Source organism: Megalodesulfovibrio gigas DSM 1382 = ATCC 19364 (genome assembly GCF_000468495.1).
GTDB classification, from domain to species: Bacteria; Desulfobacterota; Desulfovibrionia; order Desulfovibrionales; family Desulfovibrionaceae; genus Megalodesulfovibrio; species Megalodesulfovibrio gigas.
The window spans coordinates 2,604,073-2,627,924 of record NC_022444.1; the positions used below are offsets into that span (position 1 = coordinate 2,604,073).

The 23,852-nt window shown below is 64.8% G+C and carries 23 protein-coding genes; 13 read left to right on the plus strand and 10 right to left on the minus strand.

Annotated features, from left to right (window positions below; genetic code table 11):
- Positions 1–2: 2 nt before the first annotated feature.
- The 3 genes from DGI_RS18460 (at position 3) to DGI_RS11425 (ending at position 2,868) form a co-directional block, all read left to right on the plus strand.
- Positions 3–902 carry an ABC transporter permease gene (locus DGI_RS18460; protein WP_021761213.1) on the plus strand — a complete coding sequence of 300 codons (900 nt, stop codon included), beginning with the start codon at positions 3–5 and terminating at the stop codon, positions 900–902.
- The gene (locus DGI_RS11420) at positions 899–1,684 is read left to right on the plus strand and encodes an ABC transporter permease subunit (protein ID WP_021761214.1); all 786 of its coding nucleotides are present in this window, start codon (positions 899–901) and stop codon (positions 1,682–1,684) included. The genes DGI_RS18460 and DGI_RS11420 overlap by 4 nt, the downstream gene beginning before the upstream one ends.
- A 107-nt stretch (positions 1,685–1,791) precedes the next feature.
- Positions 1,792–2,868 carry a BMP family ABC transporter substrate-binding protein gene (locus tag DGI_RS11425; protein WP_021761215.1) on the plus strand — a complete coding sequence of 359 codons (1,077 nt, stop codon included), beginning with the start codon at positions 1,792–1,794 and terminating at the stop codon, positions 2,866–2,868.
- 131 nt (positions 2,869–2,999) lie between these two features.
- Here the strand turns inward: DGI_RS11425 and DGI_RS11430 are convergent, their stop codons facing one another.
- From DGI_RS11430 to DGI_RS11465, 8 genes are all read right to left on the minus strand, one after another.
- Entirely contained in the window at positions 3,000–3,626 is a 627-nt protein-coding gene (locus DGI_RS11430) for an HAD family hydrolase (protein WP_027193116.1), read from the minus strand.
- 55 nt (positions 3,627–3,681) lie between these two features.
- A complete protein-coding gene (locus tag DGI_RS11435; RefSeq protein ID WP_021761217.1) occupies positions 3,682–4,311 on the minus strand; it encodes an NUDIX hydrolase in 630 nt (209 codons plus the stop codon).
- A gap of 114 nt (positions 4,312–4,425) precedes the next feature.
- On the minus strand, positions 4,426–5,424 hold the full coding sequence (locus DGI_RS11440; protein WP_021761218.1) for a YbgA family protein: 999 nt from the start codon (positions 5,422–5,424) through the stop codon (positions 4,426–4,428).
- Between the two features lie 89 nt (positions 5,425–5,513).
- Positions 5,514–5,921 carry a DUF4279 domain-containing protein gene (locus tag DGI_RS11445; RefSeq protein WP_027193114.1) on the minus strand — a complete coding sequence of 136 codons (408 nt, stop codon included), beginning with the start codon at positions 5,919–5,921 and terminating at the stop codon, positions 5,514–5,516.
- Positions 5,922–5,935: 14 nt separating this feature from the next.
- Positions 5,936–6,301, minus strand: a complete 366-nt coding sequence (locus DGI_RS11450) for a PilZ domain-containing protein (protein ID WP_027193113.1) — start codon at positions 6,299–6,301, stop codon at positions 5,936–5,938.
- Positions 6,302–6,355: 54 nt separating this feature from the next.
- Positions 6,356–9,487: an efflux RND transporter permease subunit gene (locus DGI_RS11455; protein ID WP_021761223.1), complete on the minus strand. Its 3,132-nt coding sequence runs from the start codon at positions 9,485–9,487 to the stop codon at positions 6,356–6,358.
- Positions 9,484–10,590 (minus strand): efflux RND transporter periplasmic adaptor subunit, encoded by a 1,107-nt coding sequence (locus DGI_RS11460; protein WP_051286525.1) that lies wholly within the window; start codon positions 10,588–10,590, stop codon positions 9,484–9,486. Before DGI_RS11460 ends, DGI_RS11455 begins: the two co-directional genes overlap by 4 nt.
- 208 nt (positions 10,591–10,798) lie before the next feature.
- Positions 10,799–11,530 carry a TetR/AcrR family transcriptional regulator gene (locus tag DGI_RS11465; RefSeq protein WP_027193112.1) on the minus strand — a complete coding sequence of 244 codons (732 nt, stop codon included), beginning with the start codon at positions 11,528–11,530 and terminating at the stop codon, positions 10,799–10,801.
- Positions 11,531–11,724: 194 nt separating this feature from the next.
- Here DGI_RS11465 and DGI_RS11470 point away from each other — a divergent pair, with 194 nt between their 5' ends.
- The 10 genes from DGI_RS11470 (at position 11,725) to cimA (ending at position 20,961) form a co-directional block, all read left to right on the plus strand.
- A complete protein-coding gene (locus DGI_RS11470; protein ID WP_021761229.1) occupies positions 11,725–12,543 on the plus strand; it encodes a hypothetical protein in 819 nt (272 codons plus the stop codon).
- 175 nt (positions 12,544–12,718) lie between these two features.
- Positions 12,719–13,816: a transporter substrate-binding domain-containing protein gene (locus tag DGI_RS11475; protein WP_021761231.1), complete on the plus strand. Its 1,098-nt coding sequence runs from the start codon at positions 12,719–12,721 to the stop codon at positions 13,814–13,816.
- Entirely contained in the window at positions 13,813–14,196 is a 384-nt protein-coding gene (locus DGI_RS17335) for a PilZ domain-containing protein (RefSeq protein ID WP_021761233.1), read from the plus strand. Before DGI_RS11475 ends, DGI_RS17335 begins: the two co-directional genes overlap by 4 nt.
- A gap of 101 nt (positions 14,197–14,297) precedes the next feature.
- Positions 14,298–15,020, plus strand: a complete 723-nt coding sequence (locus DGI_RS11485) for a pyridoxine 5'-phosphate synthase (protein WP_021761235.1) — start codon at positions 14,298–14,300, stop codon at positions 15,018–15,020.
- Between the two features lie 8 nt (positions 15,021–15,028).
- Positions 15,029–15,412 carry a holo-[acyl-carrier-protein] synthase gene (locus DGI_RS11490; RefSeq protein WP_021761236.1) on the plus strand — a complete coding sequence of 128 codons (384 nt, stop codon included), beginning with the start codon at positions 15,029–15,031 and terminating at the stop codon, positions 15,410–15,412.
- On the plus strand, positions 15,409–16,992 hold the full coding sequence (locus tag DGI_RS11495; protein ID WP_021761237.1) for a bifunctional ADP-dependent NAD(P)H-hydrate dehydratase/NAD(P)H-hydrate epimerase: 1,584 nt from the start codon (positions 15,409–15,411) through the stop codon (positions 16,990–16,992). Before DGI_RS11490 ends, DGI_RS11495 begins: the two co-directional genes overlap by 4 nt.
- The gene (locus tag DGI_RS11500) at positions 16,986–17,456 is read left to right on the plus strand and encodes a CBS domain-containing protein (protein WP_021761238.1); all 471 of its coding nucleotides are present in this window, start codon (positions 16,986–16,988) and stop codon (positions 17,454–17,456) included. The genes DGI_RS11495 and DGI_RS11500 overlap by 7 nt, the downstream gene beginning before the upstream one ends.
- Positions 17,457–17,571: 115 nt before the next feature.
- The gene (gene tsaE / locus DGI_RS11505; RefSeq protein ID WP_021761239.1) at positions 17,572–18,060 is read left to right on the plus strand and encodes a tRNA (adenosine(37)-N6)-threonylcarbamoyltransferase complex ATPase subunit type 1 TsaE; all 489 of its coding nucleotides are present in this window, start codon (positions 17,572–17,574) and stop codon (positions 18,058–18,060) included.
- 37 nt (positions 18,061–18,097) lie between these two features.
- Positions 18,098–19,330: an aspartate kinase gene (locus DGI_RS11510; protein WP_021761240.1), complete on the plus strand. Its 1,233-nt coding sequence runs from the start codon at positions 18,098–18,100 to the stop codon at positions 19,328–19,330.
- Entirely contained in the window at positions 19,327–20,961 is a 1,635-nt protein-coding gene (gene cimA / locus DGI_RS11515; protein WP_021761241.1) for a citramalate synthase, read from the plus strand. Before DGI_RS11510 ends, cimA begins: the two co-directional genes overlap by 4 nt.
- A gap of 181 nt (positions 20,962–21,142) precedes the next feature.
- Here cimA and DGI_RS11520 read toward each other — a convergent pair whose 3' ends face one another.
- The gene (locus tag DGI_RS11520; RefSeq protein WP_051286522.1) at positions 21,143–22,573 is read right to left on the minus strand and encodes an ATP-binding protein; all 1,431 of its coding nucleotides are present in this window, start codon (positions 22,571–22,573) and stop codon (positions 21,143–21,145) included.
- A 107-nt stretch (positions 22,574–22,680) separates the two neighbouring features.
- On the minus strand, positions 22,681–23,697 hold the full coding sequence (locus DGI_RS11525; RefSeq protein ID WP_051286520.1) for a GGDEF domain-containing protein: 1,017 nt from the start codon (positions 23,695–23,697) through the stop codon (positions 22,681–22,683).
- Between the last annotated feature and the right edge of the window lie 155 nt (positions 23,698–23,852).

The window sequence follows — 23,852 nt, forward strand, 5'->3', positions numbered from 1 at the left end:
CCATGACGAGGACAGATCCCGGGCGCCACGGCACGCCGCTCGGCTGGGGGCCGGTGCTGCTGCGCCTGGCTCCCCTGGGGCTGCCGGTGGCGGTGCTGTTTCTGGGCGGACTGGGCCTCACCGTGGCCCAAAGCCTGGGCGCCCTGCTGCCGGTGCCGGCGGGCCTGTCTGCGGCCGAGGCCTGGGCAACACTGCTGGAGCCGTGGGCGCTCAAGGCCTGGGCGCTCTCCTTGTGGGTGGGGCTGGCCTCGGCCCTGGGGTCCGTGGCCCTGGGCGTGGTGCTGGCCTGGGGCCTGTGGCGGCTGCCGTCCCGCTGGCAGCCGCTGGCCACCATCTACAAGCTGCCCCTCATCCTGCCACACGTGGCCGCGGGCTTCATCGTGCTCATCCTGTTCGGGCAATCCGGCCTGGCGGCCAGCGTGTGCCATCAGCTGGGGCTCATCGCGCAGCCGTCCGAGTTTCCCTCCCTGCTGTACACGCCCTTCGGCACGGGGATGATCCTGGCATACGTCTTCAAGCAGACGCCCTTCGTCATCCTGCTGTGTCTGGCGGCCCTGCGCCGGCTGGATCCGCAGCTGGAGACCACGGCCATCATGCTCGGGGCTGGGCGATGGCAGCGGTTCCGGGGCATCATCCTCCCCCATTGCGCCCCCACCCTGCATACGGCGTTCATCATCCTGTTTCTGTACGCCTTCGGCGCCTTCGACATCCCCTGGCTGCTGGCCGGCAGCAGCCCGGGCATGCTGCCTGTGGAGGTCTATACGTTGTATTTTCAGCACGATCTGGCGGACCGCCCCCAGGCCATGGCCCTGCTTGCGGCCATGTTTCTGTTTTCCGTGGGCTGCATCGCGCTGTATGCCCGGCTGGCGCACCGCGTGGGCTGGCAGGAACGCGGCCTGTGAGGTCCTGGCTGCTGCTGGGGCTGGTGGCGCTGCTGTTCGCAGGGCCGGCCGTGGTGCTGCTGGGCTATGCCGTGGGGCCCGGCTGGCGGTATCCTGATCTGATTCCCGACGTGCTGGACAGCCGCAGCCTTGCGTTCATCTGGTCCCAACGCCTGCTACTGGGCGGCCTGCTGCTGGCCTCAGCCGGATACTCCCTGGCCACGGCCGGGCTGTGCTTTCTGCTCTGTCTGGCTCCGGCCGCCCTGCTGGCCCGGCAGCAGTTCCGGGGCAAGGCCCTGGTGGAAGGCCTGCTGCTGGCTCCGGCCCTGGCCCCGGCCATGACCTTTTCCATGGGCGCGCAGACCTTGTTCATCCACGCCGGGCTGGACGACAGCACCGCCGGCGTGGTGCTCATCCTGACCACCTTCAGCTATCCCTATATGTTGCGCGCCCTGGTGGCCGGCTACGAAACCATGGGCACGAACTACGGCCTGTGCGCCGCCATCCTGGGCGCAGGCCCGTTGCAGCGGTTTATCCGGGTGGAACTGCCCCTGCTGCTGCCCGCAGCTGCAGCCGGGGGCACGGTGGTGTTTCTGGTGGCGTTTTCCGAATACTTCCTGGTGCTGCTCATCGGCGGCGGAGTGACGCCTTCGTACACGGCACACCTGTTCCCGTATCTGGCGTCCTCGGATCGCAGCCTGGCCGCCGCACTGACCTTGCTGTTCCTCGTCGTCCCCCTGGGCATGATGGGCCTGGTGGAGCTGGTGGCCGTCCGCGGCTGCCGGCGCAAGGGACTTTGGTGATTGATGCGCTTGCCTGATCCCGTATCCTGTGGTGTATCATGCCGCAGGGGTTTCCTCCTTCGAGGCGATTGCGACAGCTGCACCGTATTGCAGGCAGAGGATGGCGCATGAACATTCGACTCGTCGTGTCTGTCGTGCTTGCCGGGATGCTGCTGATGGCATCCTGCTCCGATACCCCGGAAACGCCGAGCCCGCCGAAGTCGCCGGCCGCCGCGCCATCGGCCGCCCCGCCTGCCCCTGGCGGCGCAGCGCACAAGGTGTGTCTGGCCATCTCCTCGGACGGACTGGGGGACAGCGGCTACAACGACATGCAATACGCCGCCCTGGTGGCGGGCCGCGCCAGGCATGAATTTGTCATGGACATCACCACCCTGCAGGACAACCAGCCGGATCCCGCCGGTCTGGCCCTGGGGCAACTGCTGGAACGCAACTGCACGGTGGTGATTGCCGGGCAGGGCTGGTCCATGCTGGCCGCCGTGGAACGTCTGGCGCCGCAGCATCCGCAGGTGCGCTTCTTCGTGGTGGACGCCACCCCCGCCGTTTTCGCGCCCAACGTGGCCGGCTCGCGCTTTCATGTGGAGGAAGCGGCGTTCCAGGCCGGGTATCTGGCGGCAGCCGTCTCCACCACCAAGGCCCTGGCCAGTGTGGGCGGGGCGGCAGCGCCGGCGGTGCTGGACTTCATCCAGGGCTTCGAGGCCGGAGCCATCTACCAGAATCCTCGCTGCGCCCTGCATCGCATCTTCCTGAGCGAGGCCAATCCCGAGGCCAATCCCTGGAACAGCCCGGCCAAGGCCCAGGCCGTGGCGCAGGCCCTGGCCCGGGAGCACAAGGTGGATGTGCTGTTCGCCGTGGCCGGAGGATCCAACACGGGCGTGTTCCGGGCTGCCACGGAAGGCGGCCTGCGGGCTGTGGGGGTGGATACGGATCAGGATCACCTGGCCAAGGGGGTCATTCTGACCAGCGTGATGAAGCGCGTGGATGTGGCCCTGGAAAACGTGCTGGACGCCATCATGTCCAACACCTTCGAGAACAAGCAATATTCCTTTTCCTTGCGCAACGGCGGGGTGGGCCTCTCGCCCATGACCTACACCCGCGCCGCCCTGCCGCCGAAGCTGCCGGCCGAGCTGGACGAGATCCGCCGCAGGATCATCGCCGGCGATATTCTGGTCCCGGCGTCGCAATAGAGGCACATTTTTAAAAAGAAGGGCCTGCGAGAGGGGAAACCTTTTNGTTCTCCCCTCTCGCGCTTTCCCCTTCCAAAACTTCAATAGTCTTTTTGCACTCCTGGCAAAAAACCTTTCCGCAATACCCAATTTTACGGCAGAAGCGCCTCCAGCACCTCGCCGTGGTGCTGCAGCAGGCGCGCGGCCTGCAAGGCCGGACTGCGGAAGGACCAGAACTCCAGCCCTGCGGCCCGGGCGGCCTGCTCGTCCACGGGACTGTCGCCGATATACACGGCCGCCTCGCGGGGCACGTCCAGCATCTCCAGCAGCAGCAACAGCCCATCCGGATGCGGCTTGGGACGGGGGGCTTCGTTGCAGGTGACGACGGCGTGCACCTGCTCGGCAATGCCGTATGTCCCGAAGACCACATCCACTTCCCGCCGCGCGCCGTTGGTGCATACGCCGAGCTTGAGGCCCTGGGCCCTGAGCCGGGCCAGGGTGTCCAGGGCGCCGGGCATGGGGCGGATGCGGGGCAGATAGTCCTCGAAGCGGGTGGCATCGATGTACTGCCGGCCGCGAGGACGCAGGGGCGGGGGGATGAGGTGGTTGAAGCCGTCCTCGAAGGTGAAGGAAAAGATCTGCACTTCCTCGGCCGCGGTCATGGGCGGCAGCCCCACATGGGCCAGCACATCGTTGTAAAACCCAAGGTAGGCGGCCTTGGAGTCCACCAGCACGCCGTCCACGTCGAACAACGCGGCGGCAACAGACTTTTTGTCCATCAATACATCACTTCTTGTTGCGACAGAATCAACGCCAGCCACTGCGGCGGCTCCGTCAGTCGAAGTACACGGGGCTCTCTGGCCGGTGCAGATGCTTCTGCACCTCGCCCAAATGCAGCAGATTGGTGCGATGCTCCGAGAGCGGCGGCAAGGCGTTGAAGGCAAAGAAGCCGACCTCGGACGTCTCGGCGCTTGCGCGGGGGGCACCGCCGGTCAGCTCGCACAAAAACACGATTTTGTAGGCATGGAAGAATTCCAGGGGCCGGCCGCCGCGGTTGGCGTCGAACACACCAATCACGCGCAGGGGTTCGGCCTCGTAGCCACTTTCTTCAAGAATTTCACGCTTGATCATGGCCGATGGCAACTCGCCCACGTCTGCCCAGCCGCCGGGCATGGCCCAGCGGCCGTCCTGGGTTTCCCGCACCAGCAGGATGCGCCCCTCGTGCACCACGGCCCCGCGCACATCCACCTTGACCGTGGCATAGCCGGGCTGGATGCGGAAGCCCTCCAGCACCTGCGGCGCGGGCAAGGCAGCGGCCAGGGCGGTGATTTCCGCAGCGATTTCCATGAACCGCGCGTACTTTTCCGTATCGTAGGCGCTGCGGCTGTAGGCCAGGCCGGTCTGGCTCATGGCCTGCATCTCCCTGGCCCAGGCCAGCCATTTATCGATGAAATCACAGGACATGACGTCTCTTTGACTCCCGCTTGCGAAAAAAATCACAACAGCAGTTGCAAAAATCCGACTTCATTCTTGCCAGAGAAGCAGCCAGGGATCAACCGGTGCGGCCGGAGCGCGGAATCAGGCATGATTGCGCAAGGCCAGCTCCACGGGATGCGGCTGCAGCCACCACTGCGCCTGCAGGTACGGCTGACGATATTTGCGGACATAATGGTTGAGCAGCGTCACCGGAACGATGAGGGGGGCCAGCCCGGCGGCGTAGCGATCCACCACTTCCAGTAGTTCCTGCTTCTCATCGGCGTCCAGGTGCTTTTTGAAGTAGCCCATGACGTGCAGCAACACATTGCGCTGTTTCTTGACCGTGGCATGCTGGGCGACGGCATCCATCATCAGGGGAAAATAGGCCGCAATGGCTGCTTCCACATCCGCGTTGCCGATGTCGGAGACGATCTTGCCCAGGGCTCGGAGCTTTTCCTGACTGTGAGACATGAGCAGCAGCTTGTGGCGGGTGTGGAACTCCATCAAAGACGCCATGGTGCGCTGGCGCTGCACCGTATCCTGCCAGCGCTTGTACAGGAACAGACGCTCGATGAAATTTTCCCGCAGGTGCACATCGTTAAGGCGGCCTTCCTCCTCCACCGGGAGGAGGGGAAAACGCTCCATGAAGGCCCGGGCAAACAGCCCCACGCCCTTGTTCACGGGATGCCCGTTCTCGCCGTAGACCTTCACCCGCTCCATGCCGGAACTGGGGGATTTGCTTTTGAACACGAAGCCGCACAGGTCCAGGCCGGCCAGCTCCTCCACTCGTCCGGCCGCCCAGGCCTGCATGCGTTCGGTGTGGTCGAGGTTGGTCTTCTGGGTCACCAGTCGCGGGGCGGCGGGGTCTCCCACCAGCCGCATGGCCTCCCGTGGCACGCCGAGGCCGCATTCCACCTCCGGGCACACGGGCACGAACCGGACGAACCGGCCGAGCACGTCTGTCAGGTAGCGATCATGCTTGTGCCCGCCGTCGTAACGGACGGGTTCGCCCAGCAGGCAGGTGCTCACCCCAACGTACAACGGTGTGGCGGCGGGGGATTCCGGTGTGGCGGCTGGCGTGAGGGGCGCAGTCTCTGGCATGGGCATGCTCCTTGGTATGGAGGATATTGCCCTGATAGTGCGCCATTTGCCATCCCTTGGCAAGAGAGTCCCGCCGCGCCGGCGGGGAATCAATCGGCAGCCGGCTGCATGTGGATGGCCAGGGTGGCGCCCAGCACCTCCATGCGGCGCAGACTTTCCGGCGAAAGCTCCAGCACCGGCAGGGAGGCGCCCTTCTCCACCGTCACGGCCAGACGGATGGTGCTTTGCAAGCCATGGAGCTGGGCCAGAAAGTGCAGATTCTGGGCGTGTGGGGAGGCGAGGGAGAACAGATCGTAGAGCACGTCTTCGCAGCGTCCGCCCCGCCGCGGGGGCGTGGCGACGATCCATTGATCCTGATCATGCTGTTCGATGGTGCCCTTGATGAAGTCCCCGCGTCGGCGCACGCCCGTGGGCTTCATCCCCGAAAGTCTGGTGAATTCGTGGGGATCAAAGCGGCCGGCAATCACCAGCTGCGCCGTGCAGGTGGCGGTGGACATGCAAACACTCCGCATCATTCCAAGAGGGTTTCAAACAACAAGCCGGCCTGGTTTCCGTGTCTCCAGACCAGCTGGGCATGCATTCCCTCCATCCTGCCGCAAAAGGGGTCCATGGCGCAATGCTCCAGCAGCAGCATTTCGCCTTCTTCCAGCTGGGGGGACGGCGTGCGGAGCCTGACCCGCGCGCCGCCGATGGAGATGTCCATCAGCACAGCCTGGAGGCATTGCCCGTCCTCGCGCACCAGCACCAGAGGATAGATTTGATCCGGCGCCAAGGCCACGCGATGGAAGCCCCGGCGCTCATGAAAGTCGACCTCTTCTTCGGACGCAGGGTATGGCTCCACAACGAGCGGCGCATGAAACGCGGCGGGTCTGGACATGATTCTCTTCCTCGCTGATTCATCACGATAGATGCCGTCGCGTATACTGTAGAATCATGACAACACGACGGCCGCTCCTTGTCGTTTCTGAGTACGGCGCATTCTCCATGCCCCTACACTTTCCACAACGGAAAGCAAGACCGGCACAAGCACCAGCGTGAGGAAGGTGGCCACCAGCAAACCGAACAGCACCGCCACGGCCATGGGTCCCCACCACTGGGTGGATTCCCCGCCGACGTCCCAGCGCAGATTCAAGAAGTCGTAACTCACGCCCGTGGCCATGGGCAGCAGGCCCAGCATGGTGGTGACGGCCGTGAGCAGCACCGGGCGAAATCGCGTCATGCCCGTGTGCAGCAAGGCTTCACGCACGGCAAGGCCCTGGCTGCGCTGCACGTAGTAATAATCGATGAGCACAATGGCGTTGTTCACCACCACCCCGGCCAAACTCACCACCCCCACGCCGGTCATGATCACGCCGAAGGCCATGTTCGTCACCAGCAGTCCCAAAAAGACGCCGATGAGGGACAAGGCCACAGAGGAAAGGATGATGAGCGGCGCGGCCAGGGAGTTGAACTGGCACAGCAGCACCAGCAGGATGAGCAACACGGCCCCGGCAAAGGCCTTGGTCAGGAAGGCCTGCGCTTTCTGCTGTTCCTCCTGCTCGCCGGCAAAACGCCAGGTCATGCCGCGGGGCCAGGTCATGGAGGAAAAAGCCTGCGTAAGCTCGGCGATGGCGTCGTTGGCCAGACGGCCGGAGACATCCGCCGTGAGCGTCACCACGCGTTTCTGATTCTTGCGATGCACCCCGCCCAGGCCGCTGGTCAGTTCCACCCGGGCCACGCTGGTGAGGGGGATGGGCTCGCCGTCCGGGCCGGCCACGGTGAGCCGCCGCACGGATTCCACGCTGGTGCGGTCTTTTTTGGGCAGCTTGGCGACGATGTCGTATTCCTCGTCGCTTTCGCGGTACACGCCCACCTTCACGCCATTGAAGGCTGTCTTGATGGTGTAGGCGATGGTGTAGGCATCCAGCCCCATCAGGGCGGCCTTTTCCTTGTCCACCCGCACGGCCAGTTCAGGCTTGCCGCGCAGCACGTTGTCGTTCACATCCACCAGACCGGGCGTGGCATCCAGCACCTTGCGCAACTGCTGAGACATGGCGTCCAGGGCGGCCAGGTCGTCGCTCATGAGCTCCAGCGTCACGGGATCGCCGGTGGGCGGGCCTTCCTCCTGCTTTTCCACCCGCACTTCTGCGCCCTTGATGGTTTCCTTGAGGATGCCGCGCAGCTCGGCCACGATTTCCGAGGACGGCCGGGAACGGTCCTGCAAATCCTTGAATTCCAGGGTGATCTGGGAGAGATGCTCGCCCGAGCCGCCGGAGCTGAAGGGATCGCCGCCTTCGGAGCCGATTTGCGAAATGACGTACAGAATATCCGGATACTGCCGCGCCACCTCCTCGGCCTGGTGCACCAGCCGGTCGGAGGCGGCAAGATTGGTGCCCACCGGGGCCTTGATCTCGATAAAGGCCCGGTTCGGCTCCGTATCCGGGAAGAATTCCACCCCCTTGCCGAACATGCCGAACGCAATGATGGACCCGAACAGCGAGGCGATGCAGCCCAGAATCACCAGCCCGCGGTGATTCAGCGCCCAGTCCAGCAGCCCGCGATACCGGCGTTGCAGCCAGCCGGGCGGCACCTCGCCATCCGCAGCCACCCCTTTGGGCACCGTCTGGTACTTGGCGGACAGCACCGGGTTCACCACCAGCGCCACGAACAGGGAGGCCATGAGGGCGATGATGCACGTCAGCGGCAAAAAGGACATGAACTCGCCCATGATGCCCGGCCAGAACACCATGGGGAAAAACGCCGCCACCGTGGTCAGGGTGGACGTGATAACCGGCCAGGCCACCTCGCTTGCCCCCAGTCTGGCCGCCTCGAACCGCGAGTGCCCCAGCTGCAGGTAGCGGTAAATATTTTCCACCATGACGATGCCGTTGTCCACCAGCATGCCCAGGGCCAGGATGAGGGAGAACAGCACCACCATGTTCAGCGTCACGCCCAGCAGCTCCAGCACGGCAAACGTCACCAGCATGGACAGCGGAATGGCGGTGGAGACGAACACCGCACTGCGGCCGCCGATGCCCACCAGCACCACCCCCAGCACCAGAATGAGGCTGGTGATGATGTTGTTTTCCAGATCCGCCACCATGCGCCGGATCTCCTTGGACTGGTCGGCCATGGCCTCGATATGCAGGTTTGGCGGCAGCTGCGGCCGCATCTCCTCGATGATCTGCTTGACGGCGTCCGTGATGAAAATGATGTTCTCGCCCGCGCGCTTCTTCACCTGAATGGTCACGCTGGGTTCGCCCTGGAACCGGCTGATGGTGGCGGGATCCTTGTTGGCGTCCTTGATCTCGGCCACGTCGCGCAGGTACACGGGCTTGCCGTCGCGCACCAGGGCCACCAGGGAGTTGATTTCCACCGGTGAGCTGAATTCCTCGGGCACGCGCACCTGATACTTGCCCTCGCCGATATCCAGGGACCCGCCGGGCATGTTCACGTTGCCCTGGGACACGGAGCTGATGATGGAGGACACGGGCAGCCGGTAGAAACCCACACGGTCCAGATCCAGCTCCACGTGAATCTCCCGCGTCAGCCCGCCGATGATGGGCGCTTCCAGCACGCCCGGCACGGACTCGATGCGGTCCTGCAGATCCTCGGCCAGGGTCTTCAACCGCTTGAGGGAGAAGGGACCGGACAGCGCCACCTGCAGAATGGGCTCATCGGAGAAGTTGGCCTCGGTCACCTCGGGATCGTCTTCCAGATCCTTGGGCAAATCCTGCTTGGCCTGGTCCACTTTGTCCCGCACCTTCTGCAAGGCGTCGTCGATATCCACCGAGGGCAGGAACTTGATGGAGATGAAGGACAACCCCTCCTCGGAGGTGGACTTCATCTCCTCCACATCCTTCAGGCCCTTGAGCTTGCGTTCAAGGGGCATGGTCACCAGGGTTTCCATGTCCTCGGGAGCCACGCCCTCGTAGGTGGTGGTGACGAAGACATACGGGATGGTGATGTCCGGCGAGCTTTCCCGCGGCAGCGTGGCATAGCTCATGATCCCGAACAAAGTGATGCCCAGCACGCTGACCAGCACCGCCCACGGACGGGCCAGGGCAAGATTGGGGATGATCACTGGGCCACCACCTGCGGCGTTGCGGTGTTTTCCCTGGCGGCCAGGGGCATGTTCTGCACCGTCACGGGCATGCCGTCTTCCACATCCTTGTGCCCGGTGACGATGAGCCAATCCCCCGCGGCCAGCCCCTCCAGCACCTGCACGCGATCCTGCGCAATGTGCCCGATGACGATCTGCCGCGCCCGGGCCACCCCGTCCTGCGCCACATACAGCAGCCGCTCGCCGCCGCGATCCACCACGGCGAACAGGGGTGCGGTGAGCGCGTCGGGGATGTCACGACGCACAAAGGCCACGCGGGAGGCCATGCCCGGCCGGATGCGGCCGTCTTTGTTGTCCACCACCACGCGCACCTCAAAGGTCTTGGTGGCGTCGTCCGCCTTCCAGGCCACAAAATCCACCACGCCGTCCCAGCGGTCCGCCCCATGCGCGTCGATGGAAACCGCCACCTCCTGCCCCACGTTCAGGTGGCGCACATCCATCTCCGGCACACTCACGGTGACGCGGATGGTGGAGACGTTGACCATCTCGATTACCGGTTCACCCTTGACCACGTATTCGCCAGGATCAACCGTGACGTTGTTGATGCGTCCCGTGAACGGCGCACGGATGACGGTGCGCGACAGCGCCGTTTCCGCCTCGGTCACCGTGGCTTTGGCCACAGCCAGCTCGGTGAGGGCCTGATCATGCTCTTCCTTGGACAACACGGCCTGCTGAAAGAGCGACTGCCGCCGGGTGGCCAAATCCTGCTTGAGGGCCAGATCCGCCTTGGCCTTGGCCAGCTGGGCGGCCACCAGGTCGGCATCCAGGCGCAGGAGCTCCTGGCCTTTTTGCACCAGGTCGCCCTTTTCCACGCCCACCCAGTCCACGCGGCCCTCGGCGTCCATGGCCAGCCGGACATCCTGCAGGGCCTCGGTCTGGCCGGGCAGAATCAGGATATCCTTGAAGGGACGCGGCGCCACCGGCTCCACCTGCACATTCACGGTGCGGGACGGGGCAGCGGCCGCAGTGGCGTTTTCCTGGGCCGTCTGTGCGTGCGAAGGGGTCTCGCCGCAGCCGGAAAGGAACGAAAGGGCCATTACACAGCAGCCAGCCAACATGAGCATCCTGTACACGACGTGCTCCTTGCGCACCTTGTTTCCTAGTGTTGCGTCCTCAAAATATGTCCATACATGGAAGACGCAACACTGGGCCGCCTGCAAGGCGTCCCCGGAGCCCCAGGCTCCGTGAGTCCGCCAAAATCCACGCATTTTGGCGGACGGTCCTCCCCGAAATAGGATGATGGGAACATCGTCGTATTTCGGGGACGTCACACTAGACGGCAGCGTTGCTGCCATGGGCAGTCAGGCCCACGGCCCGGATGCCTGCCACGGAAAAAGTGGTGATATGATCGGCAAGCCGTTCGAGATCCTGCAGATCCCGGCAGCGGCCGTCATCCAGATGTTTTTCAAAATTGTGGGCGTACACGTAATACACGGCCTGAGCGAACAGACTCATGGCGCAACGCGAAAGCACCGCTTCGTCATCCGCGGCAGCCTTGCTGCATCCTTCAAGCACGGCTTCGATGATGGTGCGCAGATACGCCTGGGACGGCCGGATAAAGCTGTCCACCAGCACCCCGATGTGTGGGGAGTCGCCGAACAGGGCTTCCAGCACAAAGCGGCCGTGCACCTCGTTGTAGTCCCCCTGGTCGTTGCAGAACAGCCGGCACAGAATGTTGTAAATCATGATCCGCAGCCGATCTTCCGGGCTGGGATCCTCCTGCAGGCCGCGGTCCAGCGGATACCGAAGCGCGCCGCGGTCCAGCAGGCCGGCCACCACGGCGATATACAGCCCATCCTTGTCCTGAAAATGATAGTTCACCGCCGCCACATTGGCCTTGGCTGCGCTGCAGATGTCCCGAATGGTGGCCTTCTGGAATCCCTTTTCCAAAAAAATGGCCTCCCCCGCCTTGAGAATGCGGTCACGGGTGGAATCCTGGACCTCGCGGCGAGGCTGCTGGAGTTGCTGCAGGCTTCTGGTGTGCATGTTGGTATATGGGGGCATGGCTGGCTCCGAAGCAGAGATTGAAACATCAGATACTTCAAACGCTAACTGAATCGTTGTTTGCTTCATATCAAGCAGTGTTGGAAACTGTCAATGGTTGAAACAGTGTTTTATTCGAGGCAGACTCGTCTGCGGCGGCCCTTCCATGGGGCCGGACTCTTGCCAGACAGCCCGCGCATGGCTAGGGTGACGCCATGTCGCCACGATCTTCCGGCGCTGCCGGCTCCTTCGATGAGTTCGCCAACTCCCTTGCCTCCGAGGCGTTGTCCGAGGCGGCGGAAAATTTTTTCGGCCGTCGTGTGGCCCTGGAGCAGGAGGCGGAACGCCTCCGCCAGAAGGCCATGGAGCTGCACCGGCTGGCGGAACAAGCCCTGGACGCTGCCGCCATCCTGGGCAGGCTGCTGCTGGACGAGCAGGAGGCTGCCGCCTTTTTTCGCACCCTGGGGGTGGCGCTGGAACCGGCCGATCTTTCCGCCCTGTACTGCTCCCTGCGCGGTCGGCCGGCCCGTCTCAGGCAGTCGCGGCCCCGGGCGCTTACCCGTGCCGGGCGGTACGCGGGCCTGCTCGTCGCCGCCTATTCCCAGGCGCACCATGCCTTCGAGGAATACCGTCTGGGTCGTGTGGTGCAGGAGGGGTCCTCCCGCGCGCCCAAACGGGTCAGCCTGCATTATGAACAGGTGAAGGACTGGTGCGACGAGCACAACTGCCGCATCCGGGAGGCCAATGCCATCCAGGCACCCTCCTGCGTCATCGGCTTTTGCAAACAGCTCATTGGCGATGGCGACCGGGAACGCATCATGGGCGGCGGCGCGCACGGCGGCTGCAGCATCGACGACTCCATGGCCCTGCGCCCCCTGGATTTCGATTCCCTTAACCTGCCCGTGCTGCCGGCCTTGCCGGCGGCCGCGAATCGCTCCTCCCTGCATGCAGATATTCGCGCCTTTGCCCAAGCCCTCTACGCCCGCCGCAAGGCTGACGTCGAAGCCGCCCTGGCCACCCTGCAATGGAGCTGACGCCCACCCGCAACGCCGCAGACTTATGGTGAATGCATGACCGCACGTCTCGCCTTGCATACGCTGCTTCTGTTGCTGCTGGCACTCCTGCCCTGGCGCGCCGCCGCCCAGTCTGCAGGAACCCCGGGGGCGGCAGCCAGCCAGCCAGCCAGCCCTGCCGCCGCTGCCCTCGCCGGTGGTCTTCGGCTTCGACCGGGACTTCCCGCCGTTTTCCTTCGAGCGCGACGGCACCCCGGTCGGCTTCGACATCGATCTCTTCCAGGCCTGTCTGGAGGGCCGCAACGTCCGCCTTTCCTTCAAGGCAATGAGCTGGGAGCAGATTCAGCTGGAGCTCTCTGCCGGGCGCATCCACGCTACCGCGGGCATGGCCAAGACTCCCAAGCGTGAGCTGTTGTATGACTTTTCCCACCAGCCCACCGCCCGCCTGGAAGTGCGGCTCTATACCCGCAACGCCCAGCGTGTGGCCGCCCTGGAGCAGTTGCGCGGCAAGGCCGTGAGCGTGGAGCGCGGTACCATCTACCTGCGCCTGCTGGAGGACTTCGGCGGGCTCATCGTCCGCAGCTACCCTTCTCCGCGCGAAGCGCTGCAGGCCATGGCCCGTGGCGAGGTGGACGCCTTTGCCGGGGCAGACAAGACCGCCAGCTACCTCATGCGCCGGCTGCCCCTGCAGGGTGTCTCGCCCGTGGGTATGCCCCTGGCCGTCATGCCCATGCATTTTGCCATCAGCAAGGAAACGCGGGCGCTCAAGGAGATGCTGGACCAGGGCTTCCGTCGCATTCTGGAAAATGGCAAGTATGCGGAACTCTACCGAAAATGGTTCATTCCGGATCTCGCCCCCGGAGACATTTCCCGGCTGGTGGAGGCCGCCCGGTCTGCCCTGATCTACGCCTATGCGCCCTATTCCCAACAGCCCCGCGGCGCGGCGGCCATGGGGCAGTCTGGCACGGTCTACACGGCCGGCAGCGTGGAGCACGCCGAGCCCTCCCTGGGCGCCGGCGCCACCCGCGTGGCCGTGCTCAAGGCCATTTCCAGCGGCGAGACGGACATCAAGGCCGTGGCCGAGGTGGACCAAAACGGCCACGCCGTCACCCCGGCAGGCGAAGTGGTGGATCTGCTCATGGAATTCGGCGTGGAAACCCAGGCCGTCACCGAGCCGGAAAAGGGACGCTACACGCCCCGGGCGCTGATGGAACTCATGCCCTACACCCGGCCGCGCACCCCCGGCCGCGAAATGCCGGACATCCCCTGGCTGGAACGTGGAGAACAGCAATGACCGATGCCACCCGCCGCCGCACCCGTGTACAGACCGGGCACGCGGGATTTTTGATCTGCCGGTCGCAGCGCATGGCCATGCGCACCCGCAACCTGAGCCTCAAGGGCCTGCTGTGCGAGGTGGCCTCGCCGCCGCTGCCGGCCTTTGCGCCGGACCAGCCCTGCGTGGTGGAATTCCCCCTGGGCGCGGACCTTCGGGCCGAGGTGGAAGGCGTGATTACCCGCATGGAGCCCGACAGAAACGCCCTCACCCTGGTGGCAGTGGACTTCACCGGCATGGATCCGGACAGCTACGCCCATCTGCGCAATCTGGTCCGCTTCAGCGCGCCGGATGCCGACGCCATCGACCAGGAGGAGCTGCAGACGCCGTTCAGCACGTAGTCAGCAGCAGGTCGGAAGAGCGCATCTGCCATCTCGGCCTTGACATCATCCCCCCGGCCGCTCACTATTGTCTGCCCGAAGCACAGACAAGGAGCCGCTGCATGCCCACCCTGGCCGTGAACATAGACCACGTGGCCACCCTGCGCCAGCAACGCCGCGGGACCACCCCGGACCCGGTGCTGGCCGCCCGCATTGCCCAGGAGGCCGGCGCCGCCGGCATCATCGCCCATCTGCGGGAAGATCGCCGCCATATCCAGGATGCCGATGTCCGCGCCATCGCCCGGCAGGCCCGCTGTTTCAATTTCGAGATGGCCGCCACCGAGGAGATGCGCGCCATCGCCCTGGAAGTGCAGCCGCATCTGGTGTGTCTGGTGCCGGAAAAGCGCGAGGAGCTGACCACCGAAGGCGGCCTGGCCGTGGCCGGCCGGGTGCCCCTGCTGCAGGACTATTGCGCCCCCTTCTTCGCCGCCGGCATCGGCGTCAGCCTGTTCATCGAAGCCTCCGCCGGGCAGGTTCAGGCCGCCAGGGACGTAGGCGCGCAATACATCGAGCTGCACACCGGCCACTATGCCGATGCCGCGGACACCGCCACCCGCGAGGCCGAATTGCGCAAGATCCTGGACGCCATCGCCCTGGGCCGCTCCCTGGGGCTCACGGTCAACCTCGGCCATGGGCTGGATCTGGACAACATGACGCCCTTTGCCCAGGTGCCAGGGGTGAACGAATACTCCATCGGCTTCTCCATCATCGGTCGGGCCGTGTTCATCGGCCTGGATGCGGCCGTGCGGGAGATGCTGGAATTGCTCAAGACCTTTGCGGATTGAGGAACAGCATGATCATGGGCCTCGGGGTGGATCTCTGCGAGCTGGACCGCATCCGCGCGGCCATGGACCGCCATGGCGAACGCTTTTTGCGCAAGGTGCTCACCCCCCTGGAGCTGGAAGGCCTGCCCCAGGCCTGCGACACCGTGCAGACCGCCTATGTGGCCGCCCGGTTCGCCGCCAAAGAGGCCACAGCAAAGGCCCTGGGCACGGGATTTCGGGACGGCATCTCCTTTCACAGCATGGAAATCCGCCCCCTGCCCTCGGGCAAGCCGGAGCTGATCCTGCTGGGCCGCGGTCAGGAACTTGCCGCAGAGATGGGCGTCACCGGCGCGCACGTCTCCCTCACCCACGGCCGGGACGCGGCCTGCGCCGTGGTGGTGCTGGAACGATGAATCCCCTGCGCAATATCACCGCCGCTCTGTGCACCCCGGCCGAAATGGCCCGCTGGGACCGCGAGGCCATGGCCTTCGGCATTCCCGGCGAAATGCTCATGGAAAACGCCTCCCGCGAGGCCCTGCATGTGCTGCTGGAAGAAACCGGCGACCCCGCCGGCAAGCGCATCCTGCTCTTCGCCGGCCACGGCAACAACGGCGGCGACGCCTTCTGCATGGCCCGCCACCTGCACGACCAGGGCGCCCACGTCCGCCTGTATCACACCAAACCGCCCCATGCCCACACCGGGGAAACAGCCTTCCACATGAAGCTGGCCCAGCAGGCCGGGGTGCCCATGCAGTTTCTGGACATGCCCAGTCAGGAGCTGCTGCACGATCCGCACTTCGAGCCGGACATCGTGGTGGATGGCCTGCTCGGCACCGGCCTGACCGGGGAAATGCGCCCGCCCTTCCCCCTGCTGGTGCGCGCCATCAATGCCCTGCGCCACCGGGCCTTCGTCTTTGCCATAGACATCCCCTCCGGCCTGGACGGGCACACCGGCCGTCCCTGCCCGGACGCCGTGCGCGCCCACGCCACGGCCACCTTCGCCGCCGTGAAAACCGGCCTGGCCATGCCGGCAGCCCGGGAATACACCGGCCGGCTGCACGTGCGGCACATCGGCATTCCCCGCCAGATCAAGGATCGCTATCCCGCCGGCCAGCGCCGCATGGGCCGGGCCATGTTTCGCCTGCTCAGGCAGCCTGCCGCGGCCCTGCACAAGGGCACGGCCGGGCATGTGTGCATCATTGGCGGCTCCCCGGGCATGAGCGGTGCGCCGGCCCTGGCGGCCATGGGCGCCCTGCGCGCCGGTGCCGGTCTGGTGACCATCGCCTGCCCCGGGGCCATCGTTCAGGAGCTCAAATCCCAGCTTCCGGAGGCCATGTGCCTGGGCCTGACAGCAGGCGCCACCTGCAGCGGCGGCTGGGACGAAGGCTGCCTGGATGCCCTGCGGGAACACCTGCCACGCTTCGACGCCCTCGTCGTCGGTCCCGGCCTGGGGCGACATCCCGACACCGAAGCCTTTGTCCGCGTGCTGCATCTGCTTGGCGACCGCCCCCCCACCGTCTGGGATGCTGATGCCCTTTTCTGGATCGCCCGCAATCCGGACTGGCTCAACCGCCACACCCCGGCGGACGTGCTCACGCCCCACCCCGGCGAGCTGGCCCGCCTGCTCCAGGGCTGCGGGCTGGAGATGGGGGAGGATCGCTTCATCAATGCCCGCACCCTGCGCGCCCGCCTGCCCGGCGTGCTGGTGGCCAAGGATGCCGGCACGGTTGTTGTCAGCGGGGACGAACCGGCGTACTATTGCGATGTGGCGGCTCCCTGCCTGGCTACGGGCGGTTCCGGCGATGTGCTGGCCGGCTGCCTGGGCGCCCTCATGGGACTGGGCCACCCCCCCCTGGAAGCTGCCTGCCTGGCTGTGCTGCTGCACGCCGAGGCGGGCCGGCTGCTGGAAACCGACTACCCCTACCGGGGCAACCTGGCCCGAGAAATCGCGGACGCCTTGCCCCGGGTGATGAAGGAGCTCTCGCCATGCTGACCGCCAAGGACATCATGTCCAAATCCCCCGTCACCGTGACCCCCTCCACGGACGTGGCCACCGCCGCACGCATCATGCTGGAGAATCACTTCAACGGCCTGCCCGTGGTGAACAACGCCGGCGTGCTGGTGGGCATCGTCACCCAGAGCGACTGCATCAGCCAGCAGGGTTCCATCAAACTGCCGTCCTACTTCACCATCCTGGACAGCTTCATCCCCCTGCCCTCCATGGAGGATATGGAAGGGGAAATCGCCAAGATGACGGCTGCCACCGTGGACGGCCTGATGACCAAGGACGTGGCCACCGTGACGCTGGACACCTCCATCGAAGAAGTGGCCAACCTGATGGTGGATCGCCGATTCCACACCCTGCCCGTACTGGACGGCGACAAGCTGGCCGGGGTGATTGGCAAAGAAGACCTGCTGCGGGTGATCGCCTCCGGTGGCAAGGCCGGCGGGGCCTGAGTTTTTTGCGCCATCACCTTCAGCGCGCTGGACTTTTTCGGCAATTCGTGTACTGAGCAGCCACGCGCCAGGTATTGCGCCTCAAACACTGTGTATGACCATGCATCCTTATGTCATGAGCGCCCACCTGCCAGATGAAGCAGCGCTTCTCGCCTGCGGCCGGGCGGTGGGCCACGCCCTGGCCGGCATGCCCAATCCCCCGGCGCTCCTGCTTTCCGGCGAACTCGGCGCCGGCAAGACCACGTTCACGCGCGGTCTGGTGCACGGCATGCCCGGCGGGGAGCTGGCGCAGGTGGCCAGTCCGAGCTTCACGCTCATGAACTGCTACCCCACCCGGCCGCCCGTGGCGCACATCGACTGCTACCGCCTGGAACCGGAGGCGGCCGCCGCCGTTATCCCCGATCTCGTGGACGAAGCCGGACCGGGAGCCCTGGCGGTGATCGAGTGGATCGAACGGCTGCCCCGCACGGCCTGGCCGGACCCGGCGCTGCATTTTCAGTGGATTGACGTTGCCCAGGGACGACGCTTCACCGTGAATGCCCTGGGGTGCGCGCTGCCCCTCTCCGTTGCATCGGCCCTGGCCCCCTGGCACCCTGGTGCCTGACAACCCCCAACGCAAGACGCTATTCCAGGATCGCCCCATGTCCATTCTCGTGCAAAAATTCGGCGGCACTTCCGTGGCAGGGCTGGACCGTATGCGCCAGGTGCAGCAGAAAGTGCAGGCTGCCCTGGCGCAGGGTCACAAGGTGGTGGTGGTGCTTTCGGCCATGTCCGGCGAAACCAACCGCCTCTTGGATCTGGCCCGGCAGTTCTCCTCCAGGCCCCCGGCCTGCGAGCAGGACGTGCTTCTTTCCACCGGGGAGCAGGTGTCCGTGGCGCTGTTTGCCATGCTGCTCAAGGATGCTGGCATCAAGGCCCGCTCCCTGCTCGGGTTTCAGATGACCATGCACACCGATTCCGACTTCGGCTCGGCCCGCATCAGCAGCATCGACTGCGAAAAGCTGCGCGCCATGCTTGACGAATACGACGTGCTGGTGGCTGCCGGCTTTCAGGGCCTGGACCCCAACGGCCGCATCACCACCCTGGGACGCGGCGGGTCCGATACTTCGGCTGTGGCCCTGGCCGCCGCTCTGAATGCCGAAGGCTGCGAAATCTACACCGATGTGGAAGGCGTGTTCACCACAGACCCCAATATGTGCGACAAGGCACGCAAAATGCCCCGCATCGCCTATGACGAAATGCTGGAAATGGCCAGCATGGGCGCCAAGGTGCTGCAGATTCGTTCCGTGGAATTTGCCAAAAAATACAATGTTCCGGTGCATGTGCGCTCCACGTTTTCCGATGCGCCGGGCACCTGGGTGACCAAGGAGGTTCCGGAAATGGAAGCGGTGCTCGTTGCAGGGATCGCCTATGACAAAAACCAGGCCCGCTGTACCCTGCGCGATGTGCAGGATCGTCCGGGCGTGGCGGCCGCCATCTTCGGGCCACTGGCCGAGGCCGGCGTACTGGTGGACATGATCGTCCAGAACACCAGCGAAGACGGTCGCACGGACATGACCTTCACCATCTCCCGCGGCGACCTTGAGCGCACCCAGGAGCTCATCGCCGAGCTGAACAAGGACCTCCAGGCTCGCGAGGTCACCTTCAACACCCAGGTGAGCAAGGTGTCCGTCATCGGCGTGGGCATGCGCAACCACTCCGGCGTGGCCTCCACCATGTTCAAGTCCCTGGCGGCGGAGAACATCAATATCCACCTGATTTCCACGTCCGAAATCAAGATTACCTGCCTCATCGACGACAAATACACCGAACTTGCCGTGCGCACCCTGCACGACGCCTTTGGCCTGGAGAAACACGGGGCCGTGTGTTCATGAGACGTATTGAATTCTACGATACCACCCTACGGGACGGCTCCCAGGCCGAAGACATCCAACTGAACATCGAGGACAAGCTCAAGATTGCCCTCAAGCTGGATGAACTCGGCATGGACTACATCGAGGGCGGCTGGCCGGCCTCCAACACGGTGGATCAGGCTTTCTTCAAGGAAATTCAGCGCTATCAGCTGCGTCATGCCCGGGTGGCCGCCTTCGGCTCCACGCATCATCCGGCGTCCACCCCGGAGAAGGATGCCCAGCTGCAGGCGCTCATCGATTCCAGAGCCGAGGCAGCCACCATCTTCGGCAAGACCTGGGATCTGCATGTGGCCGAGGCCCTGCGCGTGGCGCCGGAACGCAATCTGGAAATCATCCGCGGGTCCGTGGCCCACCTGCGCCAGCACATGCCCGAAGTGCTCTTTGATGCCGAGCACTTCTTCGACGGCATGAAGGCGAATGCCGAATACGCCCTCGCCTGCCTCAAAACCGCCCATCAGGCCGGGGCCCGCGTGCTGGTGCTCTGCGACACCAACGGCGGCACCATGCCCCAGGAAATCGGCGCCATGGTGGAGGCCGTCTGCCAGGCCGTGCCCGAGGCAGCCATCGGCATCCACTGCCACAACGACTGCGAACTGGCCGTGGCCAACAGCCTGGAGGCCGTGCGCCGCGGGGCCAGCCATGTGCAGGGCACCATCAACGGCTATGGCGAGCGCTGCGGCAACGCCAACCTCTGCTCCATTGCCCCTTCCCTGCGCCTCAAGCATCCCGGGGAATATGAGTGCCTGGCCCCGGATGCCCTGGAGCGGCTGACGCATCTGGCCAGCTATGTGGCCGAGGTGGTCAACGTGCCGCTGTTCACCCGCCAGCCCTTTGTGGGCAAGTCCGCCTTTGCGCACAAGGGCGGCGTCCACGTCTCGGCCGTGAACCGCATGTCCCGGCTCTATGAACACATCAACCCCGCACAGGTGGGCAACCGCCAGCGCATTCTGCTCACGGAGCTGGCCGGCCGCAGCAACATCGTCAATCTGGCCCGGCGCTACGGCTTCCACCTGGACAAGGACGAACCCGTGGTCAAGGGCCTGCTCAACGAGCTGAAGGCCAAGTCTGCCATTGGCTACGACTTTGCCGCGGCGGAAGCCTCGGTGGAGCTGTTGCTGCTGAAAAAGCTGGCCCGGCGCGGTGTGCGGGACTTCTTCACCCTGGTGAAGTTCCACGTGCTGGACCACAAGGACGGCCCCGGCCAGGAACCGGTGAGCACCGCCACGGTGCTGCTGGAAGTGGAAGGCGTGCGCGAGCACACGGCCTCTGAGGGCGATGGCCCCATCAACGCCCTGGACAAGGCCCTGCGCAAGGCGCTCAAGCCGTTCTACCCGCGGCTGGATGAAATGCGGCTCATCGACTTCAAGGTGCGCGTGCTCTCCGGGGGCGACCTGGGTGTGGAAGGCGACAAGCCCAACGCCGGCTCGGCCTGCGGGGTGCGCGTGCTCATCGAATCCGCAGACGCCTCCTCCCGCTGGGTCACCGTGGGCGTGTCCCACGACGTGATCGAAGCCAGCTGGCAGGCGCTGGTGGATTCCGTGACATACAAGCTCTACAAGGACGAACTCCAGCGCCACAGCGGCGAGGAGTAGCAGAGCACAGTGCTCTTAAAGCATGTTACTTTTGAAAAGAGTTCTCGGGGGAAAACCTTTCTAGAGNCCGAACCCCCTTTCCAAAGACTTTTATTGTGATTCAAGGTCACCATCAAAGTGTTGGAAGGGAAGAGCACGTTGCAATCATAGCAACAGTCTTTGGGGGGGCAGGGGAACGCCGTTACAGAAAGGGTTCCCGCCGAGGACTCTTTTCCTCGTCGTACGGCACTTCCCTTCGCTTCCGCAGCACTGCCCCGATGATCTCGATGACGGAATCCCAGGCCATGGGCTTGGAGATGTAGTCATCCATGCCGGCTTCCAGAAAGCGTTCGCGGTCGCCGCGCTGGCTGTGGGCGGTCATAGCGATGATGGGCACGTCCGGATCCAGGACGCCATGCTCCCGGGCGCGGATGCGGCGGGTGGTTTCCACGCCGTCGAGCTCGGGCATGCGCACGTCCATAAGCACCAGATCGTAGCGCGCCTTGGCCAGCAACTCCAGGGCCTCATGCCCGTTGGAGGCCGTGGTCACGGCGTGGCCTTCACGCTTGAGGATGAGCTGGGCAAAGGCCTGATTCACCAGATTGTCTTCCGCAAGCAGAATGCGCAGGGGCGGCAAGGTCATGCGATCCGGCGAGCCGTCCAGGCCGCGGCCCTGGCCACATGCGCGGCCCGCCGTGTTGGCTGTCGCGTCGGAACGGGCCTCGCCGGCCGGGGCGTGCGGGGCATCGGCTGACACATCCCTGGAGCCCTCGGACTCCGGCAGATGCATCCAGACGGAAAAGGTGAACGCGCTGCCCTGCCCCGGCTGGCTGCGGGCCCAGATGTCCCCGCCCATCATCTTTACCAGATGGCGGGAGATGGCCAGCCCCAGGCCGGTGCCTTCGAATTCGCGGCTCAGGGAACCGTCCACTTGATAGAAACTGTCGAACACGCGCGGCAACTTTTCCTCGGGAATGCCCAGCCCCGTATCCGAGACGGTGCAGGTGAGCTGCACCCGGGGCAGGCCTTCTGCCTGCCACTTGGGCTGTCCACTGCGCAGCCGCACGGCAACGCTGCCGCTCCTGGTGAATTTGATGGCATTTTCCGTCAGATTTCGCAGCACTTGGCGCAGGCGGGTGGGATCCCCCAGCACGCGGGCCGGGGCCTGCGGATCCAGCTCCAGATGAAACGCCAGCCCCTTGTTTTTGGCGTCTTCCCTCAGGGGAGCCAGGGCCTCGCGCACCATGGGAGCCAGGTCGAAGGGGCGTTCCTCAAGGGCCAGCTCGCCGGATTCCACCTTGGAGATGTCCAGCAAATCATTCACGATATTAAGCATGGAGATGGCGGATTGCCGCACCATGTGCAAGAGCGGCTGCACTTCCACATGCCGGCAGGGAGCGGGTTGGGCCAGGGAGGGGCCGGACAGGGCGACTTCGTTCAGGGTACGGATGGCCACATCCGTCATGCCCAGGATGCCATGCAGGGGGGTGCGCAGCTCGTGGCTCAGGCGGGCCAGAAAATCCACCGCGGCAGGGGTGGACCATTCGGCGCGGCACAGGGGGGTGTCTTGTTGTGGATCCGGGCCGGCATGGGATGGCACAGCCTGCGCACCGGGGCGTTCGAACTCATCCATGCAAACCACGGCCTCCTGAAGCAGCGGCGCCTGACAATGCCGCCTGCCACGCACACCCGTACGGCAAGTCCGGGGGAGGCGTCAACCAAAGAACGGCCGGAAAGAGGTCAGGAAAGCGGGGTTCCGGACGGGTCCTCGGGCGGCGGGGTGTAGACCACCACCCTGTCCCGGCCGGCCTGCTTGGCCCGGTACAGGGCACCGTCTGCGGCGTCGATCAGATGCGCCACAAGGGGGGACTTCCAGTATGGTTGCAAGCTGGCCACTCCGGCGCTTACAGTGATGTGCCTGCTGGAATCCACCACGCCCCCGGCGGGATCGCGGATGATGAGGGGATGCTTCTTGACGGCGCTGCGCAGGGCATCTGCGTGCATCAGCACCTGCTCCTGGCTGGCGTTCTGGAAGATCATGGCAAATTCCTCACCGCCATAGCGAAAGGCGCGGCACGGACCAGCCAATAAGGGAGCGATCTTCTCGCCATACGTCATGAGGATGCGCCCCACCACGGTCAGGGCATGATCGCCGATGCGGTGGCCGTAGGTATCGTTGAAATCCTTGAAGTGGTCGATGTCGAACATGACCAGGCAGCTCGGGACGGTCTGTTCCTGCCACAGGCGCACAACCTCTTCCATGCATTCATCAAAGGCGCGGCGATTCCCGATGCCGGTCAGGGCGTCGGTATAGCTCATCTCGCGCAGGTGGCACACATCCCCTTCCATGGCGTCCACCACAGCCTTGAAGGACGCCTTGATCTTGCCCACCAGCTCCAGAGGATCGGCCCCGCTTTCCAGGGCCTCCACCGTGCGCTGCCCCAACTCCAGCACATCATCCTTGCGCGTGGTCACCAGGGCGCTGAATTCCTCCACCAGGGCCATGGTTTCCGCCAGGGCCATCTTGAGGCGGTCGTTGCAGGGTTCGCCCAGGATGTCCTGCTTGCGCTGGATGATGCGCTGGAACTCCGCATCGGTGAATTCCTTCTTGCGCAAGGCTTCCAGTACCAGATTCTGGATGGCGGACTTCTGGGAATCCGTCAGGGTGGTGTATTCACGCAGGCTGCGCATGTACAGGATGAGCGTACGCCATTTCTGGTCCGTCGGCACTCCGGCCTTGTCCAGCGTGCGGCACATGCGATCCGTACAGGAAAAATCGCAATGGTTTCGAACAGGCAATTCAACAGCCATTGCAATGCAGCCGTTTGCTGAAGGTCATATTGAACACATGGCCCATGGCACAGTCCCCCCCCGGTTCATCATGCAACCGAATCCCTTGCTGGTTCTGTACA

Coding starts and splice junctions, on each gene's coding strand:
- cimA (WP_021761241.1), top strand. CDS start 19,327: ATGAGACGTATTGAATTCTACGATACCACCCTACGGGACGGCTCCCAG.
- DGI_RS11500 (WP_021761238.1), top strand. CDS start 16,986: ATGCTGACCGCCAAGGACATCATGTCCAAATCCCCCGTCACCGTGACC.
- DGI_RS11485 (WP_021761235.1), top strand. CDS start 14,298: ATGCCCACCCTGGCCGTGAACATAGACCACGTGGCCACCCTGCGCCAG.
- DGI_RS11450 (WP_027193113.1), bottom strand. CDS start 6,301: ATGTCCAGACCCGCCGCGTTTCATGCGCCGCTCGTTGTGGAGCCATAC.
- DGI_RS11425 (WP_021761215.1), top strand. CDS start 1,792: ATGAACATTCGACTCGTCGTGTCTGTCGTGCTTGCCGGGATGCTGCTG.
- DGI_RS18460 (WP_021761213.1), top strand. CDS start 3: ATGACGAGGACAGATCCCGGGCGCCACGGCACGCCGCTCGGCTGGGGG.
- DGI_RS11435 (WP_021761217.1), bottom strand. CDS start 4,311: ATGTCCTGTGATTTCATCGATAAATGGCTGGCCTGGGCCAGGGAGATG.
- DGI_RS11440 (WP_021761218.1), bottom strand. CDS start 5,424: ATGCCAGAGACTGCGCCCCTCACGCCAGCCGCCACACCGGAATCCCCC.
- DGI_RS11445 (WP_027193114.1), bottom strand. CDS start 5,921: ATGTCCACCGCCACCTGCACGGCGCAGCTGGTGATTGCCGGCCGCTTT.
- DGI_RS11470 (WP_021761229.1), top strand. CDS start 11,725: ATGTCGCCACGATCTTCCGGCGCTGCCGGCTCCTTCGATGAGTTCGCC.
- tsaE (WP_021761239.1), top strand. CDS start 17,572: ATGAGCGCCCACCTGCCAGATGAAGCAGCGCTTCTCGCCTGCGGCCGG.
- DGI_RS11520 (WP_051286522.1), bottom strand. CDS start 22,573: ATGGATGAGTTCGAACGCCCCGGTGCGCAGGCTGTGCCATCCCATGCC.
- DGI_RS11460 (WP_051286525.1), bottom strand. CDS start 10,590: ATGCTCATGTTGGCTGGCTGCTGTGTAATGGCCCTTTCGTTCCTTTCC.
- DGI_RS11510 (WP_021761240.1), top strand. CDS start 18,098: ATGTCCATTCTCGTGCAAAAATTCGGCGGCACTTCCGTGGCAGGGCTG.
- DGI_RS11525 (WP_051286520.1), bottom strand. CDS start 23,697: ATGTGCCGCACGCTGGACAAGGCCGGAGTGCCGACGGACCAGAAATGG.
- DGI_RS11430 (WP_027193116.1), bottom strand. CDS start 3,626: ATGGACAAAAAGTCTGTTGCCGCCGCGTTGTTCGACGTGGACGGCGTG.
- DGI_RS11495 (WP_021761237.1), top strand. CDS start 15,409: ATGAATCCCCTGCGCAATATCACCGCCGCTCTGTGCACCCCGGCCGAA.
- DGI_RS11465 (WP_027193112.1), bottom strand. CDS start 11,530: ATGCCCCCATATACCAACATGCACACCAGAAGCCTGCAGCAACTCCAG.
- DGI_RS17335 (WP_021761233.1), top strand. CDS start 13,813: ATGACCGATGCCACCCGCCGCCGCACCCGTGTACAGACCGGGCACGCG.
- DGI_RS11490 (WP_021761236.1), top strand. CDS start 15,029: ATGATCATGGGCCTCGGGGTGGATCTCTGCGAGCTGGACCGCATCCGC.